Genomic DNA, 15,799 nt, shown 5'->3' on the forward strand with positions numbered 1-15,799 from the left:
TTTAATCGTGTTATCTGTACATCCATTATCTATAATGTACATTTCGTCCAAAAAATTATAATTGTATCTAATGAAGACTCAATTATCTCGCTTTCATTATTTACCATTGTAAATGATACTATTTTCATACTCGAATTATCCTTAACTATCTATTTCTTATGCTCTTTTCTCTTTTATCGACAATAATACTATCTGCCGGGATATCTTTGGTCACCAGTGTTCCCGCACCTATTACAGAACCCTTTCCAATCGTTACTCCGTCCAGAATTGTCACATTGCTTCCAATCCAACAGTCATCCTCAATAGTAATTCCTTTTCGCTGGACTCCCTGACTTTTGATGCTGCACTCTGTATCAGAGAACACATGATTTTCTGCAAACAAACTGCATTTAGGGCCAAACATCACATTCTTGCCGATAGTGATTTTTCCAGAACAGCCTATATATCCGTATGGTCCAATAGAACTATGTTCCCCCATCGTTAGGCCGATCCCGTAATCACCACCATAATAGCTAGACGGACGGATCATAACTCCTCGGCTTATAGTTACATAATCTCCGAAATTCAAGCCATCAGAGCACAACCCATGAATCTCAGAGAAATCTTCAAACTTAACATTCTTTCCACAGCGAATATGTTTTCCGTGAGTAATCTGCACGTTCTTTCCTACAAGAAGCATTCCATGCGATTCTTTAAGAAAGATTCTGCGTACCCCCCCCTCAAAAATTTGATTCCTGTACGATATAAAATCGAAATTTTGTCAATTGTGCTGATTCTCGAATCCATATTTACCGCTCCATTGTTTTTTTATAAATGCCCATTAGCTGTTCATAATTATCTTCCGGCTTATACTTCTGTTCATAATCCAATCGCGCATTCCAACCAATTTCTGAGGCCAGTTCTGGCTTACTCCAGAGTTCCGAAATACACTTTTGGAAGCCCTCAATATTTCCCAGTTTCACCTTGTAGCCATTTTTCCCATCTTCGATTGCTTCTGTTGAAAAGCCCAGATCAGTTGCTATCAACCCTTTTCCAAGGCTTTCCGTTTCAATTTCGACCATAGAGCATCCTTCATACCAAATGGACGGGAAAACCACAAATTCTCCGCCTTTCACAATTGATAGGCATTTATCGTGCTGCGTATATCCAAGAAAATAAACATTATCGTGTCCGTCTGCCCACTGTCTAAACTCTTCTTCTAGTGGGCCTCCTCCCATCACGACCAGTGGAATATCCGGCAACTCATCCCAAATTTTCATCAGGATTCTAATGCCTTTTTCCTCACCAATACGGCCATAAAAAACGGCATATCGTTCCGGCAAGCCAGCTACTTTCTCTGCCTTAAGATTTGCTTCTGCATCTGGTACAAAATTGTATTTCTTTGTGATTTTATCCTTATCAAATCCAATATTAGTGAGAAGCCTAATTTGATTTTCATTCAGACAAATATAGCGGTCGATTTGCTGATAAAAACTTTTTCTTATCCGATGATATGTAAAAATCCCTGCCACGATAAAACTCTGCAGCCTAGAGTTTTTAAAGCATCCATATTTGCACATGCGGAAATACTTTCCATCACCGCATTCATTGCAAAGTTTTGTTCCGCGCAAGGATGTTGAGCACGGGCAAACAAAACGAGTGTCGTGTAGTGTTGCTACAACTTTGACACCACTCCGTTTTGCGGCATAAAGAATTGACGGTGATAGTAGCGGAAAAAAGGTATGGACATGTACAATATCTGGCTTTTCCTTTTGGATTAACTGCCGTACAGCCTTATAATTTTTTGAACTCCATAGCATCCCAAATGTTGCAGATAGTTTGCCAATGATTCCGGCATTATCGAATTCATCATTGGAAACCGTATATCGAATCACTTGATTTCCATGGTTTTCCAGCAAAGCAGTCTCGCTCTTAAAGACTTGGTCATCTCCGCTTGCTGAACCTTTTCTATGGAAATTATGTATTGCCAATATTTTCATAGTTAGTTCTCCCGCTTTGTAAACACATCTTCATACTGCCTACAAATCTTGTCCCATGTGTACTCTTCTGCCACACGCTTCTTAGCCCTCCGGCCCATCTCTGCAATTTCTTCTGCACTCATTTGGTCCGCCTTATCAATCAACTTTGCAAGGCTACCTGGTTTGCGGCTCCAATACAAAGCGCAATCCTCTGCCACTTCCTTGTTGAAACCAACATCAACCAACAGATTCAGATCCGTGCTGCCAAGAGCCTCAATCAGCGACGGATTCGTACCGCCAACCGTATGGCCGTGGAAATAAGCATAGGCGTTCTCACGAATCTTCTTCAACAGTTCCTGGTCATAAACAGTGCCCACAAATTTAATTCTCTTATCGCTCTTGAAATGAAGTTTTTCCTCAAGCTCATTCAAAAACTTCTCATTCACATTTGTAATAATGGCAAAATCCTTTTTGCTCTTACTCTTCATGAATTCTCGAATCATAACTTCAAAAGAATTCTCCGGTACAAAACGACCGACGACAAGGTAGTATTCCTTTTTCGTCAGTCCTTTTTCTTTATACCAGTTCACCAGCTTCTCATCGTCATCAGATAACTTGCTGTGTGTCAGATCTGCACCATATGCGATAAATGTCGTCTTCGGATTTCTGCCCTTGATACCTTTGCCGTCATAGCACTCGTGAATATACTTCTCGATATTCAATGAGTCGCAGATAGCAAGATCACAGTATTTGACCATCATCTGCTCAGAAATCTTCCAGTATTTCCGAATCGGTGCAGACCACTTTGCTCTCATCCATTCGTGTCCATCCGGATTCAAGTACACAGTGCCGCCCAACTTGTGGATTTCTTTATAGAAATGACCAGCAAAAGGTCCGATACGGCAGGCCATGATGTAAACAATCGGGTGGGGAATGTGATTTTTCCTGATATGTTCGCAACAAGCCTTTAGAGCAGCAACATCATAATAAATTGCCTGCGCAGGACCAATCTGTGGAACATCAATTTTGAAGCAGTGGGCATTGTGGAATTCAAATTCGTGGTCGTCGATTTTTGTCACGCCCTCAAACTTGCTCTCATCCATGCAGCCGTCACCATTGGCTTTGCAGGCAACATGATATTTGATGTTTTCTTTATTCTGGTGATACTCTGTGAGCTTGTAGACAAAGGTCTCATAACCTCCGTAAGCCCCCAATGACTTCGCACCCACAAGGTATACGTGCTGCACTTCTATTTTTGAATTCATTCCTCTATTCCATCCTCACATTTTTATCGCTAATGTTGCATCCATTCTCTTATGGATAAAAACAAGCCCACGGCGGATTACTCAAAGGCAATCCACCGTAGGCTTGAACTCTCCTTCAATCTTTATTTGCTGCTCCTTTTGTGGGTCAAAACAGAGCTTTCCAAAAAGCCTCCTACATATAACCCCGGATTTTCCGCATCTTGCAGTTTTTCAACAAATAAAACATTTGAAGGACAACTCAAGCCGTCAAAACCCTTTAGTTATCGTAGGTTTTCTTGGTTGACCCTATTATATCTCTAGCCCCTCTTCGATTGATTGTTGGGACCGTTTTCTGATGAATACCTTTATATTCAATTGTGGCATCATCGTACTCTGCACCGCTTACATGATGACCTGAGCGGTTGTAACAGGTCACGTCACAACCATCCCGTGCCATTCGAGTGCAGAGCTCTTTGACAACGATTTCTACTCCGCCTTCTCTTGATAATCGCTTCTGTCCGAACATCGCAATCGCAAGTTTCTTGCCCATAAATCCTTCCCACAGCCTCACTCTATTTTCTTTTAATTCATCTATACAGCCAACACAAAGAGCGGATAGGCTCGTGCACCTGTCCGCTGGCTGTCACCCCGCCCTCTTGGTCGAGATTTCTTTCTGTGCGGCATTTCTGCCGTTCAGAAAGATCAGTCGTTCATTCTCCGGGTAAGAAAATATGAACTTCAGGGCGCGGAGCCTTTCATTCTCTGCCGTACCCTTGTCCCTATTATGACAGCCGCGTATTATTTCACACTCCCCTGTGACTAAAATTGTTTTATTCTCTAAACTCACCGCATTCATTTTTCTTTTCTCCCGTGCAGTCATTTCATTTTAAGTCTCAGAATTCAGAAATCTGACAATATTTGTTGACGAAATTTGTATTCAATATTCATACGTATCGTTCAATTGATTTAACATGCCGCTTTATCCTGTCAGTAATAAATATATTTTATCAAATGACATTATTTCACATTTTAAGTCTCATATTATTTTATCACGTGTCTCGTCAACAATCAATAGTTTTCGCCTTGTCCTCATTATATTACTGTCTGAAAAAAAAATCGCATCAGCTTGAGCTTTCTTTACAAATTGTCTGATTTCTTATCCGTTCTGAACCATCCGCGGTTTCTCATTTCATAAGTTCCTGTGCTTCTCTTCTGACAAACTTATACTTTTCAGCAATTAAGCCGATCGAATGCCCCTCTATCTCTCATTTTCCTCCAGCAAAAAAGGCACCGCGCCCTGGCTTGCATCTTACAAGCAGGGCACGGTGCTTTTTTCTTCTATTTCCGTGATTTTTATTTCAGGTGCTTTTTCTTCTCATATTCCTGCAGAGCGGTCAAAGCTTCGCCGGACAGGGGGTAAAGAGCGATCATATTGAAAATGGTCATCAGGCCGATGCCCACATCGCCCAAATCCCATACGACCGTATAGGCTGCCACACCGCCCACCAGCATCATCGCCAGTGCCAGCAGCTTATAGGCGGTCTGCCAGCCCCAATGGTCGCCAAAGAGATAAGCCACGTTGCATCGTGCATAGAACAAAATCCCGATAAACGTTGAGAAACTGAACAGTGCCAGCGTGACGGCAATGAACACCACTCCGAAGCCGCCCAGATGGTACTGCATCGCTGCCTGTAACAGATTCATGCCCTGCAGCCCAGCGGTCACGCTTTCCGGAGCCAGCAGCATTACAAAAGCGGTACAGCTGCAGATCACGATGGTGTCAATCAGAACGCCCAGCGCCTGCACCAATCCCATCTTGACCGGGTCGTCACACTCGGCAGCCGCCGCCGCGCAGGGGGCAGAACCGGAGCCTGCTTCATTGGAAAAAAGGCCTCGCTTGACGCCATTCATGACCACGGCTCCAAAGCCGCCAGCGGCCGCCTGCCGCAGGCCAAATGCCTCCGAGAAAATGCGGGCAAGCACGCCGGGCAGCTGCGGCAGATTGGTGAAAACAACATAGAGCGTCATGAGGAAATAGCAGCCCGCCATGATGGGAACAATCACATCCAGGCTCTTGACCGTTGCATCTTTCCGCAGGACGATGACTGCCGCCAGCGCGGTAAGCGCAAAGGTCGTCACCAGCGGCGGAATGGAAAACGCATTGGAAAACGCCTCGCTCACCGAGTTGCTGATAACCTGGCTAATGCCGCACCAGCAGATGAGTCCGGACGCCGCAAACAACGATGCCACAACAGATTTTTTGAGCAGCTTCCCCCGCTTGCGCTCTGCCAGCTTGTGCAGATAAAATGCCGGGCCGCCGCGCCAGCCGCCATAAAGCGGATCAGGCTCCTTATATTTCTGCGCCAGCGTGGACTCCACAAAGGAAGTGGACGCCCCCAGCAGCGCCGTGACCCACATCCAGAACACGGCCCCTGCACCACCCACGGAAACCGCCGCCACCACGCCAACGAGGTTGCCCATACCCACCCGGGTAGCGGTGGAGACCACCAGCGTCTGGAGCGACGAAAGGCCGCCCTGCTTCCCCTGCTTTTTCTCGCAGACAGCGTCCAGCATATCCCGGAACAGCCGCATCGGAAGCAGCCGGGTACGTAGTGTGAAATAGATGCCCGCCGTAAACAGCAGGATAACCATAAGGGAGAGGTTGAGCGTCACCCCGCCCAGCGGCAGAGTGAGCAGATCTCCCCACAAAAAATTGTAAACGCTCTCAATCAGAGTAACCAGCACCAAATTTTCCTCCTTTGGTTGTGTTATATCGAAACACAGCGATTTTATTATAATATATCTCTTCAGGTTTGTAAATTGATTTCCGTGAAGTTCAGGACACGAAAGTGTTTCATCTGCAAAACAGCGCCGCTGCATTTCTCAGGAAATTCTCCCAGAGCCGCAGCGGCGCTGTTTTTCTTATTTCCATCTCAGTCCACGATGTTTCCATCGGCGTGCTCGGCCAGCCATTTGCCGGATTGGCCGCTGCCGTCGCCGCCGCTGTAGGCCTGGCTGGTCAGTTCCTTGATGAGGGCGTTTTTCTTCTGCTTATAGGTTTTTTCCGCCTCATCCGCAATGCTTTCATCCTGGCCATTTTCTCGCAGGGTCTTCCGCATGGCAGCCATGATCTGCGCAAACTCCGCGTCACACTGGTTCTGGGCGGCCGTTAGCTCCCCGCTTTGGAGAGGACCGCAGACACTTTCGTCACAAGGCTCCGCTCCTCCACCGGGTGAGACATATACTCGCTATAGGCCGACAGCATAATACTGTAAAGCCGCTTTTCACTGCGGGCCTGCAGCTGCTCGATCTGGCGGATATACTCCGCAATCTGCTGGTCACAGAGTTCCTCTGCAGTGGGGGCACTGCTGGCCGCTGTACTGGACGGGGCACTGGCGGCTTCGGACACGGCATGGGATCCCGCCGCACTGGATGGCACGGAAGACGCGGCGGCTTCCGAGGCCGAGGAAACCTCCAGGGCGGTGCTCTCCGCCGAGGCACTTTCTTCCGAGGCTGCAGCCGCCTCGGACTCCGGCATCTCTTCCGGCACTGCCTCACTGGAAGCGCTGTTTTCCGCGTCGATCTCTTCCAGCTCTTCTTTTAACTTGCTGACAGCGACCGCTTCTTCCCCGATGGCTTCCGGCAAGCCAGACGCTGCTTCCAGATCTTGCTCCGCAGAGGCCGCCTGAGTCTTATCCCCGGCCAGCACCAGCAGCTCATGATACGTCAGGCTGGGGCCGGATTCCTTTGCGCCCACAGCCACCAGACCCGCGGCCACCACAATTCCCATGGCCAACGCTACCACAGCCTTTCCGGCCCGTTTGTTTCGCATCCGCTCCGCCCACTTTCTTTCCGGGTATTTTAACCGTAAAATTTAAAGTTTTGTGAATTTTCTTGTTCAAGAATATCTTAATTTTACCATGCACCCGGCAAAAAAACAAGAAACAAACCGTGAAATATGACAAAACGGTAAAAAGAAAAAGCCCGGCGAAGCTCTTGACCTGCAAAACCACATAGCCCCGCCGGGCAGCACCCCGTTCCCACACACGGTGCCGCCCGCCGCAAGCCACACAGCGGTCAAGTTCTCTATGTACAGCAATCCCCAGACTGCCGCCAAGAGCCCCGTCAGACTTTTGTAAAGCAAAGGCCAGAGGTCCTGCACACACGCATCGCAGGGCCTTATGCATCAGCAGACGCCCCGGAAAAATCCGGCCGCAATCAAAGCGCCATTCCCGCTCAGGTCGCCTTTACTGCTTTTATCATAGCAGATTTGTGCCGCCATTGCACGAGAGTTGTCATATTCTGCATCTCAGGATGTCATATTCCGTTGGTCGGGAACGCACAGGTAAAGCGGAACCAGTTGTCCCGGCAGCTGAGGGTGTACTCGGCGTTGTGCGCCTCCAGCACCGCACAGACATTGGCCAGCCCCATGCCGTGGCCAGGTTCACGCTTGGTGGAGCGGGGCAGCTGCCCCTCCGGGATCTCCACATTCTGTCTGACCCGGTTGCGCACCGAGATCACCAACTCTCCCTCCGTCTTTTTCATCCGGACATGCACCTCGGGCGGGGCCGCCTGTGCCGCCGCCTCAATGGCATTGTTGAGCAGGTTGGACACCACGATGACCAGATGCGTCCGATCCAGCGGGATGTCTTTCAGGTCTGAGAGGTCAAAGTACATCATGACCCTTTCCGGGCTGCTTCCTCGTACTTTTTGCTGAGCAGAGCGTCCAGCAGGGGGTTGTGGGTATTGAGGATGGCACTGTTCATCTGGATGGTCTTGCTGATGGAGGTCAGGTAGCCGCGGGCCCCGGCCACGTCGTTCTGCTGGAGCATCAGGCTCAGTGCTTCGAGATGGTTGGCAAACTCATGGGTCAGGCGGCGCTGGGTGGTGTAGGATTCCATCAGGGCTTCCGCCCGCTCCTGCTCCAATGTGGCACGGTACTGAGAATCCTTTTTCTGCACCACCTGCTCGTTGAGCATCTGGACAAAGAGCAGGTGTACCACACCGCCACCGTGAGCCCCACCGTAAACAGCACGCTGAACTGGGTGGCGTCGAACCGGCCGCCCGAGACCATCAGCAGCATGTTGAGCACCACGACCACCCCCGGGAAGAACATGGCAACCACCAGCTGCAGCGGTTCCAGCGCCTGCTTCTGGCCCCAGTGCTTTGCCATCTGAGCCGTGATGCCACCCACGATGAGCATAGCCGCTGCCATGAGCAGAACGCCCAGCGGCTGCCGGATCACCTGCGCAGGCGGAACCGCTTCTATATAGGTATAGAGATATATGACTGTATTTTCCGTCAGCAGGCAGACCACGCCGTTGGCCATGCAGGACATCAGCTTCTGGCGGATGGTCCCGCCAAAAAACGCCGATGTCACCAGCAGGTACAGCACGTTGAACGCAATGGAAGCGGCATTGAAAAAGCCGAAATCGATCCAGAGCGAAATTACCAGCATCCCGCACATTGCCAGCGCCGTACAGGCAAAGGGATGTTTCCACTTGCCTTTGCCCAGCATCTCCCAGTGGATGAGGCAAACACGCCCCACTGCACGATGCAGACCAGGTGCATCAGCAGCTTCATCTTCAACTCATAGTTCATCGCCAAACTGCCCTTTCCACTCCAGATAAGCGCCCCGGATGGCTGCATAGCCGTTCCGGCTGACGCCCAGTTCCACGCCGTTCTGGAGCATCACTTTATAATTGCTGATCTGCCGGATATACCGCATGTTGACCACAAAGCTGCGCCCGACCCGCAAAAAACCGTCTTCCTGCAGGGAGGCGGGCAGGTCCGTCAGTTTGCCGTAGTAGGAGCAGAGCGGCTTGTGGAGCGTCTCACCATAGACATTGATCTTGCGCAGGTCGCTCTCCAGATAATAGATCTGATCCAGCGGTACCTCTGTCTCGCGCCGCCCCTGCCGGATGGGCAGCGTCCGGCACTCCCGGCTGTGCTCGGCAAGCACGGCATCCAGACAGCTGGGCAGCATCCGCTCCATATCCCGCTTGAGGAGATACCGGAACGCACGGACCGTGTAGCCCTCAGGAGCAAACTCCAGATAGGCTGAAATGTACACCAGCACCAGCTCCGGGTTCTGCTGCTTGAGCCGCCGCCCCAGTGCAATGCCGGTCATGGTCTCCAGGTCCACGTCCAGCAGGGCCAGCTGGTACTGGGCCAGGTCTGACCGGGCCAGCACCTCCTCGCCCCGGGTGCAGACGGTGCACTGCACCGGGATGCCCCGCTGTTCCAGGTGCTGCCGGGCAAGCTGTTCCACCTGCCGGGCCACCGCGGGCTCGTCATCACAGATCAGAATATACATGGTCATTTTCCTCCTGTGGAAGCAAAAAGAGGCAGTCCTCCGGGAAGGAGGGCCGCCTCTTAGGGGTCAGTGGTCATTTACAGCGGCCCCGGCTGCCGGGTTACGCCAGGAATTTATCGTACAGGCCAAATGCAAAGATGAACAGCACGATGACCGGCAAACCGTAGGTCAGGTAGCCACGCATCCAGTCGTGCACTTTGAGGCCATCGCCGGTGTTGACCTCTTTTTTGTAGTTCTCCCAGCCCCAGCCATAGCGGGAGGTGCAGAACAGCAGGTAGACCAGCGAACCCAGCGGCAGGAACAGGTTGCTGACGAGGAAATCCTCCAGATCCAGCACGGCGCCGCCGAAGATGGCAAAGCCATCCCAGGCCCAGAGGTTGTAGCCCAGCACGCAGGGCAATGAGAGGGCAATGATGAGGAACAGGTTGACCCAGCTGGACTTTTTGCGGTCCCAGTGCATCAGCTCCATATCGCAGCAGATGATGTTCTCAAACACGGCCAGCACCGTGGAGAGAGCGGCAAACGCCATGAACAGGAAGAACAGGCTGCCCCACAGCCGGCCCATGGCCATGTTGGCAAAAATGTTGGGCAGGGTGATAAAAATGAGGCTGGGGCCGGAGGTCTGGTCCACACCATAAGTAAAGCAGGCCGGGAAAATGATGAGGCCGGCCGTAATGGCTACGAATGTATCCAGCACCACCACACGGACGGACTCGCCCAGCAGCGCGTGCTCTTTGCCAATGTAGCTGCCAAAGATGGCCATGGCACCCACGCCCAGGCTCAGGGTGAAGAACGCCTGGTTCATAGCACCCACCAGCGTGTTGACGACGCCCACCTCTTTCATGCGGGCAAAGTCCGGCACCAGATAGAACTTGAGGCCCTCAGCTGCCCCCGGCATGAACAGGCTGTTGACGGCCAGGATGACCATGATGGCCAGCAGAGCGATCATCATGACTTTGGTCACACGCTCCAAACCGTTCTGCAGGCCACGGGCACAGACAAAGATGCCGAACACGACCACCACGACCATCCAGAACGCCATGATGCCGGGGCTTGCCAGCATCTCGGTAAAGGCACTTGCCACTTCATCCGCGGTCAGGCCGGAGAGCTTGCCCGCGGCCGTCATGTAGAAGTAATGCATCATCCAGCCGGCCACGGTGGTGTAGAACATCATCAGCAAGTAGCAGCCAATGAGGGCAAAGTAGCCGTGGATGTGCCATTTCTGGCCCGGCTTTTCCAGTGCCTGATAGGCGCGCACCGGACTCTTGTGGCTGGCGCGGCCCACTGCAAACTCCATGCTCATGATGGGCAGGCCCAAGATGACCAGGAACAGCAGATAGAACAGCACGAACGCGCCGCCGCCGCCCTGGCCGGCCATGTAGGGGAATTTCCATACGTTTCCGATGCCGATGGCACAGCCTGCGGAAAGCAGGATAAACCCAAGTCTTGATTTGAGTTTTTCTCGTTCCATGATTTTTCTCCTCTTTCTTCCACCGCCGCACCGATTTGTGCAGCCGGATTTTTGCCCTGCGGGTGTTTCCGTACACCCAGTGCGCATAATGTTACTATTATAGCACAATCCCCGCCGGATTACCGGGTTTTTCAATCGTCTTATTCTTCATCTTTAAAGAGTGTTTCTTGCATGGAATTCAACTGTTCAAAACTGTACAGACGGTTCAGCGCCTCCACCAGCTCCTTTTTGGAGAGGCGCGGCGGCAGGCCCAGCGCGTTGAGGAGCTTTGTTTTCCGCTCCGCGCTGCCTGCCGTGCCGGAAAGGCCCCAATCGTACAGGTCGGTATAGGTGATCTGCCGTCCCTCCGGGCGGGGGGCTGCCGCATCGGCCTCCGTGCCCAGTGCTTCCCGCAGAATCTTGACCACAATGGCGTCGTCCACGCCCTCCACGCCCAGAAGCCCCTCTTTGCCGGGCTGGGGTTTCCGCTTCTCCTTGCCGTGAATGGCCGGGACATAAGCCTGCACCACATTCCGCGCCCCTACTAAATTGGTGATGTAGTTGCGGATGCGGAACCCTGCCGCGTCCGAGTCGGTGAGCAGAATGAGGCCGTTCTTCTTCGCCAGCGCCTTGAACAGCTGCTGGCGCTTTTTGTCCTTATAGATCGCAAACCCGTCCGTCAGCAGGATCATGGCGTCGGTCAAATGGGAAAGCCGGGCTGCATCGTATTTTCCCTCCACGATCAGCACCCGGCTGGTGTGTACAAAATTTGCTTCGTTCATCGGCTGCTCCCCGCCAGTGCCAGACGGCAGAGGGCCGTTTCCATCAGCACCCCGTCGTCCACAGGCTGGCTTTTCAAACTTTTATCCAGCTCCAGCAGCACCTGCATACAGGCTTCCAGCTGGGGCAGCGTGTAGTGGGCGGCTGTCTCCGCCGAGCGCTTGAGCCGGTAATCGCTCCCCCTGTACCCGAAATCCTTGAAGACCGTGCTGTAGTTTTTCCGCCGGACCGCCCCCAGCTTGACCCGGTACAGGTCCACATAGCTGCCGATCATGGCCGCTGTAATGGCAATGGGCTCCTGCTGCAGGCGGAGCAGTGTCTGCATTTTTTTGCAGGCACCCGTGGCGTTTTTGGCCGTGATCATCCGGATCATCTCAAACACGTCTGCTTCCAGGCTGACAGTGCCCATCTCGGCCACCATGGCCGTGGTAACGGTCTTGTAGCCGGAAACGGCGCAGAGCTTGTCCACCTCATTTTCCAGCAGAAATGGGTCCTCGCCGCAGCGCTCCAGCAAAGCACCGGCCGCGCCCTCGGGCAGGTTTGTTCCCTGCTCCTTGGCCCGCTCGATCATCATGATTTTCAGCTCATAGGGCTTGGGTTTGGCCAGCTCCTCGGTAAAGCCCAGCTTTTTGCACTGGTTGATGAGCTTTTGCGCCCGCTTGCCCAGCTTGAGCTTATTGCGTTCCAGGTCAAACACGGTGCCCAGCACCACCACGGCGTTTTCCAAACTGCCCAGCGTCTCGCAGAGCTCGTCCAGGTCTTTGTCGCTGTAAGCGCTTGGGTCGATCTCCGGCAGGACGACCACGCGCCGGGTGCCAAAAAACGAGATGGTACCCGCCGCCATGATGAGCTGCTCAATGCCCGGGGTCGCTCCGTCCAGCACGGTGGTCTCTTCGTCCTCCCCTGCTGCCAGCAGCTGGGACGCAGCCGCCACCGCCCGCCGCACCAGATACCGCTCGCTGGAATAAAAATAGTAGACCGCACAGCCCTGCTCTGCCAGCTGCCGGAGTTTTGTTTCGGTTGCCAAAAGGCTGGCCTCCTTTTTGTTTTGTCAAGTGCTATTTTATCATATTCCGCCCGCTTTGAAAAGCGCTCACGAAAGCCGCTCCCCGCCGCCGGGGCGGAGCGCCAGGCAGGAGGCGGTCTCTGTTTCCGCGTTTTCCTCCATCCAGCGGTATGCACTGCTCAGTGTCAGGCAGTCTGTGTACTGCACCGCGTCCGGGCGGGCCGGGCTTGCCAGCAGCCAGTCAACCCGGACAGGCTTTGCCAACGGGACGCTCCCGCTCAGGGCAGCAAACTGCCGCCCCGCCGCCGTGATACGGACGATACAGCCATTCTGTACTCGCAGCACTTCCAGCTCTGCCGGGCTGCTGTGGGCACGGCGGGTAGTATAGCGGGGCATCTCGTCTGCTGCCATCCGCTCTCTGGCTTCCAGCGTGCAGGGCGTCCGCGGGTTCATCCGCAGGTCTACCAGCATTTCCACTTCCCGCGCGCCCCGCCGGGTGAGCAGCGTTTCCACCGCCTGCTGGGTACTGCTGCCGCCCCGGAAGAGCACCACGGCGCTCTCTCCCCGCGTGATGACCACGGCCGGAGCGTTCCGGCTCCCGGCCAGCTCCACCCGGACGATCTCCCGGTTCAGGACGTTCCCCAAACCAATGGCCAGCGCCGCCGTCAGCACCAGACAGGGCAGTGCCACCCGCGGCCGGACACGCCAGTGGTACGCCAGCCACCCCAGCCCCAACAGCAGCAGGCAGATGAGGGCGGCGCAGGCAGTGTCAAAATAGATCTGTGCCCCGGGCCAGCCGGATACCCAGAGGGCCCATCGGTTCAAACACCCTGCCAGCGTGGCCGCGCACAGGGAGCACACCCGGTGCAGCGGGGCCAGCGCGGGCCAGCAGCCAAACAGAGCCGTGACAAGGCCCAATTGTAAAATGGGCTCCACCAGCCAGAGCACGGCCACACTGGACACCAGCGCATACAAGCTGGCACTCAACCCCCGGAGCACCAGCACCGGGAAAGTGGCCGCGCTGGCGCAGGCAGAAACGCAGAGCGTCTCCCACACACTGTTCCGCAGCAGCGGGAAGCGGCGGCTTTTCCGGGCCAGTTCCGCCCCGGCCAATGTGCCCAGCACCGCCGCAAAAGAAAGCTCAAAGCCGATGTCACAGACGGCGTAGCTGTTGCCCAGCGTCATCCAGACGCCTGCCACGCCCAGCGATGTGAGGGCATCCGGCGGGCCGTAAACCCAGACGCCCAGCGCACTGACCCATACCGCCGTGGCCGCCCGCAGGACCGAGGGCGTCAGCCCGGTGACACCGGCCAGCAGCAGGGCCATGGCAGCGCTGAACAACGCCTGCCGCCTCCGGCTGGCATAACCGCGCTCCCGCTTTTTCTTTTCCGGCAGGTATTTTGCAAACACGCTGCCGCAGAGGATGGACACATGCATTCCGCTGACCACCAGCACATGGGAAAGACCTGCCGCCCGGTAGGCACTGCGAAGGTCTTTGGACAGATGAGTGCGGTCACCCAGCACCATGGCCGCCAGCACCCCCGCCGGGCCCTGTGCCATCCCCTTGCGCAGAGCCGCGCTCAGCCGCCTTTGGAGCCGCGCCGTTTTGGCCCGGAAGCTCTCACTCGGGCCAGGTGCTTCATTCCTGAGAGATATTCCCCCGCTCAGGGCAATGCCGTCCGCATAGGAAGAAAGCTGCTGTGTCCGGGCTGGTACTTCCAGCGCGAAGCGGGCCTGCACCCGCTCCCCGGCCGTGCACTTTGGCATACAGACACACTCCACCCGAAATACGGTCTTCTCACCGCCTGTCGGCTCCACCCGCAGCACCGCATGGACGACGCCCGGGTAATAGGAGGCCGACACCTCTTCCACCTCGGCGGTCAGGGTCACTTCCCGATCAGCGTAAGCGGTGTGGACACGGTCCAGCTTTTGCCGGGTATGAGCCGTGAGCAGCAGCCCCGCCAGAGCCCCCAGCAGCAGGCAGACGCCATAGCCCCGGCTGTTTTTGCCAAAGAGCAACCAGAGCAGTGCGGGCACAAAAAATGCCGCAAACGGCAGCAAAAGCCCCGTTTGCGGCAAAAACGCGCACACCAACTCTACCCCCAGCGTACCAACGCAGAAGACGCAGAGCGGCCGACGCATATTCGATCAGTGGAGGAACAGAGGCAGCGGCTCAAGGTAGATGATATCCTTGCGCTCCGCTGCATTGCCCTCAGCCAGGACAGCCGCCTGGCCCACGATGGTGCACTGGGTCTGCTCTGCCAGAGCATCCAGTGCCTTGAGGGAGCCACCCGTGGAGATGACGTCGTCCACGACCAGGACCCGCTTGCCGTTCATCTCGTCCAGCTCCTTGCGGTCGATAACCAGCTTCTGCTTGCCCTCGGTGGTGATGGATTTGTCTTCCACGACCACCGGGTCTTTCATATAGAGCTTGATGCCCTTGCGCGCGCAGACGTAGGGCTTGCCGCTCTGTCGGCTCATCTCATGAGCCAGAGGAATGCCCTTGGCCTCCGCGGTGAGCAGGATATCAAAATCCGGGCACTTCTTCAGCAGCTCGGTGGCAGCAGCCACGGTCAGCTCGGCGTCACCCAGCATGATGAACGCCGCAATGTCCATGTGGTCGTTCACCTTGCAGATGGTCAGCTCACGGGTCAGGCCCGCAACATGCAGGGTATAAGTCTCAGCCATAACAATTCCCTCTCTTTCAATTTCAGACGGGCAGTTTCTCGCCGCCCAGCACATGGAAGTGCAGGTGTTTCACGGTCTGGCCCGCGTCCTCGCCCACGTTGGAGATGACACGGTAGCCATTGTCGAGGCCCTGCTCCTTGGCGAGCTTGGCGATGACGGCAAACACATGGCCCAGCAGCGCGCCATCGGCCTCCGTCAGTGCAGCAGCAGAAGAGATGTGCTTTTTCGGGATGACCAGAAAATGCACTTTCGCCTGCGGGGCGATGTCATAAAAGGCAACCACCTGATCGTCCTCGTAGAGCTTCTTCGAGGGGATCTCGCCCGCCGCGATCTTACAAAACAGACAATCTTCCATGG

General features: G+C 54.4%; 17 protein-coding genes. All 17 read right to left on the reverse strand.

Annotated features, from left to right (window positions below; translation table 11 throughout):
- Positions 1-145 precede the first annotated feature (145 nt).
- Complete coding sequence (locus DXA70_RS07550) at positions 146-658, reverse strand: acyltransferase (RefSeq protein WP_199522864.1); 513 nt, start codon at positions 656-658, stop codon at positions 146-148.
- 130 nt (positions 659-788) lie between these two features.
- Positions 789-1,979 (reverse strand): glycosyltransferase family 4 protein, encoded by a 1,191-nt coding sequence (locus tag DXA70_RS07555; RefSeq protein WP_128118108.1) that lies wholly within the window; start codon positions 1,977-1,979, stop codon positions 789-791.
- 2 nt (positions 1,980-1,981) lie between these two features.
- Positions 1,982-3,223, reverse strand: coding sequence for a DUF1972 domain-containing protein (locus DXA70_RS07560; protein ID WP_128118109.1), 1,242 nt, complete (start codon positions 3,221-3,223; stop codon positions 1,982-1,984).
- Between the two features lie 256 nt (positions 3,224-3,479).
- Positions 3,480-3,752 carry a hypothetical protein gene (locus tag DXA70_RS07565; RefSeq protein ID WP_347553523.1) on the reverse strand — a complete coding sequence of 91 codons (273 nt, stop codon included), beginning with the start codon at positions 3,750-3,752 and terminating at the stop codon, positions 3,480-3,482.
- Between the two features lie 803 nt (positions 3,753-4,555).
- A complete protein-coding gene (locus tag DXA70_RS07570) occupies positions 4,556-5,947 on the reverse strand; it encodes an alanine/glycine:cation symporter family protein (protein WP_199522865.1) in 1,392 nt (463 codons plus the stop codon).
- 188 nt (positions 5,948-6,135) lie between these two features.
- On the reverse strand, positions 6,136-6,330 hold the full coding sequence (locus DXA70_RS07575; protein WP_128118111.1) for a hypothetical protein: 195 nt from the start codon (positions 6,328-6,330) through the stop codon (positions 6,136-6,138).
- Positions 6,331-6,371: 41 nt separating this feature from the next.
- Entirely contained in the window at positions 6,372-7,034 is a 663-nt protein-coding gene (locus DXA70_RS07580; RefSeq protein WP_128118112.1) for a hypothetical protein, read from the reverse strand.
- Positions 7,035-7,519: 485 nt separating this feature from the next.
- Positions 7,520-7,882, reverse strand: a complete 363-nt coding sequence (locus DXA70_RS14340; RefSeq protein WP_243001214.1) for a GHKL domain-containing protein — start codon at positions 7,880-7,882, stop codon at positions 7,520-7,522.
- Positions 7,879-8,103, reverse strand: coding sequence for a hypothetical protein (locus tag DXA70_RS14345; RefSeq protein WP_243001215.1), 225 nt, complete (start codon positions 8,101-8,103; stop codon positions 7,879-7,881). Before DXA70_RS14345 ends, DXA70_RS14340 begins: the two co-directional genes overlap by 4 nt.
- Positions 8,103-8,750, reverse strand: a complete 648-nt coding sequence (locus DXA70_RS14350) for a hypothetical protein (RefSeq protein ID WP_243001216.1) — start codon at positions 8,748-8,750, stop codon at positions 8,103-8,105. The genes DXA70_RS14345 and DXA70_RS14350 overlap by 1 nt, the downstream gene beginning before the upstream one ends.
- Before the next feature lie 42 nt (positions 8,751-8,792).
- Positions 8,793-9,518, reverse strand: coding sequence for a LytTR family DNA-binding domain-containing protein (locus DXA70_RS07590; protein WP_128118113.1), 726 nt, complete (start codon positions 9,516-9,518; stop codon positions 8,793-8,795).
- A 100-nt stretch (positions 9,519-9,618) separates the two neighbouring features.
- Complete coding sequence (locus DXA70_RS07595) at positions 9,619-10,989, reverse strand: sodium-dependent transporter (RefSeq protein ID WP_128118114.1); 1,371 nt, start codon at positions 10,987-10,989, stop codon at positions 9,619-9,621.
- A gap of 140 nt (positions 10,990-11,129) precedes the next feature.
- Positions 11,130-11,750: a DUF4093 domain-containing protein gene (locus DXA70_RS07600; RefSeq protein WP_112114636.1), complete on the reverse strand. Its 621-nt coding sequence runs from the start codon at positions 11,748-11,750 to the stop codon at positions 11,130-11,132.
- Positions 11,747-12,775, reverse strand: a complete 1,029-nt coding sequence (gene holA / locus DXA70_RS07605) for a DNA polymerase III subunit delta (protein ID WP_112114635.1) — start codon at positions 12,773-12,775, stop codon at positions 11,747-11,749. Before holA ends, DXA70_RS07600 begins: the two co-directional genes overlap by 4 nt.
- Positions 12,776-12,841: 66 nt before the next feature.
- Positions 12,842-14,791, reverse strand: coding sequence for a ComEC/Rec2 family competence protein (locus DXA70_RS07610; RefSeq protein WP_243001217.1), 1,950 nt, complete (start codon positions 14,789-14,791; stop codon positions 12,842-12,844).
- Positions 14,792-14,902: 111 nt separating this feature from the next.
- Positions 14,903-15,442, reverse strand: coding sequence for a phosphoribosyltransferase family protein (locus tag DXA70_RS07615; protein WP_022257685.1), 540 nt, complete (start codon positions 15,440-15,442; stop codon positions 14,903-14,905).
- Positions 15,443-15,464: 22 nt separating this feature from the next.
- Positions 15,465-15,797, reverse strand: a complete 333-nt coding sequence (locus DXA70_RS07620) for a histidine triad nucleotide-binding protein (RefSeq protein ID WP_022257684.1) — start codon at positions 15,795-15,797, stop codon at positions 15,465-15,467.
- Between the last annotated feature and the right edge of the window lie 2 nt (positions 15,798-15,799).

Origin of the sequence: Faecalibacterium sp. OF04-11AC (assembly GCF_003460645.1) — a bacterium.
In the GTDB taxonomy this organism is placed as follows: Bacteria; Bacillota; Clostridia; order Oscillospirales; family Ruminococcaceae; genus Faecalibacterium; species Faecalibacterium prausnitzii_I.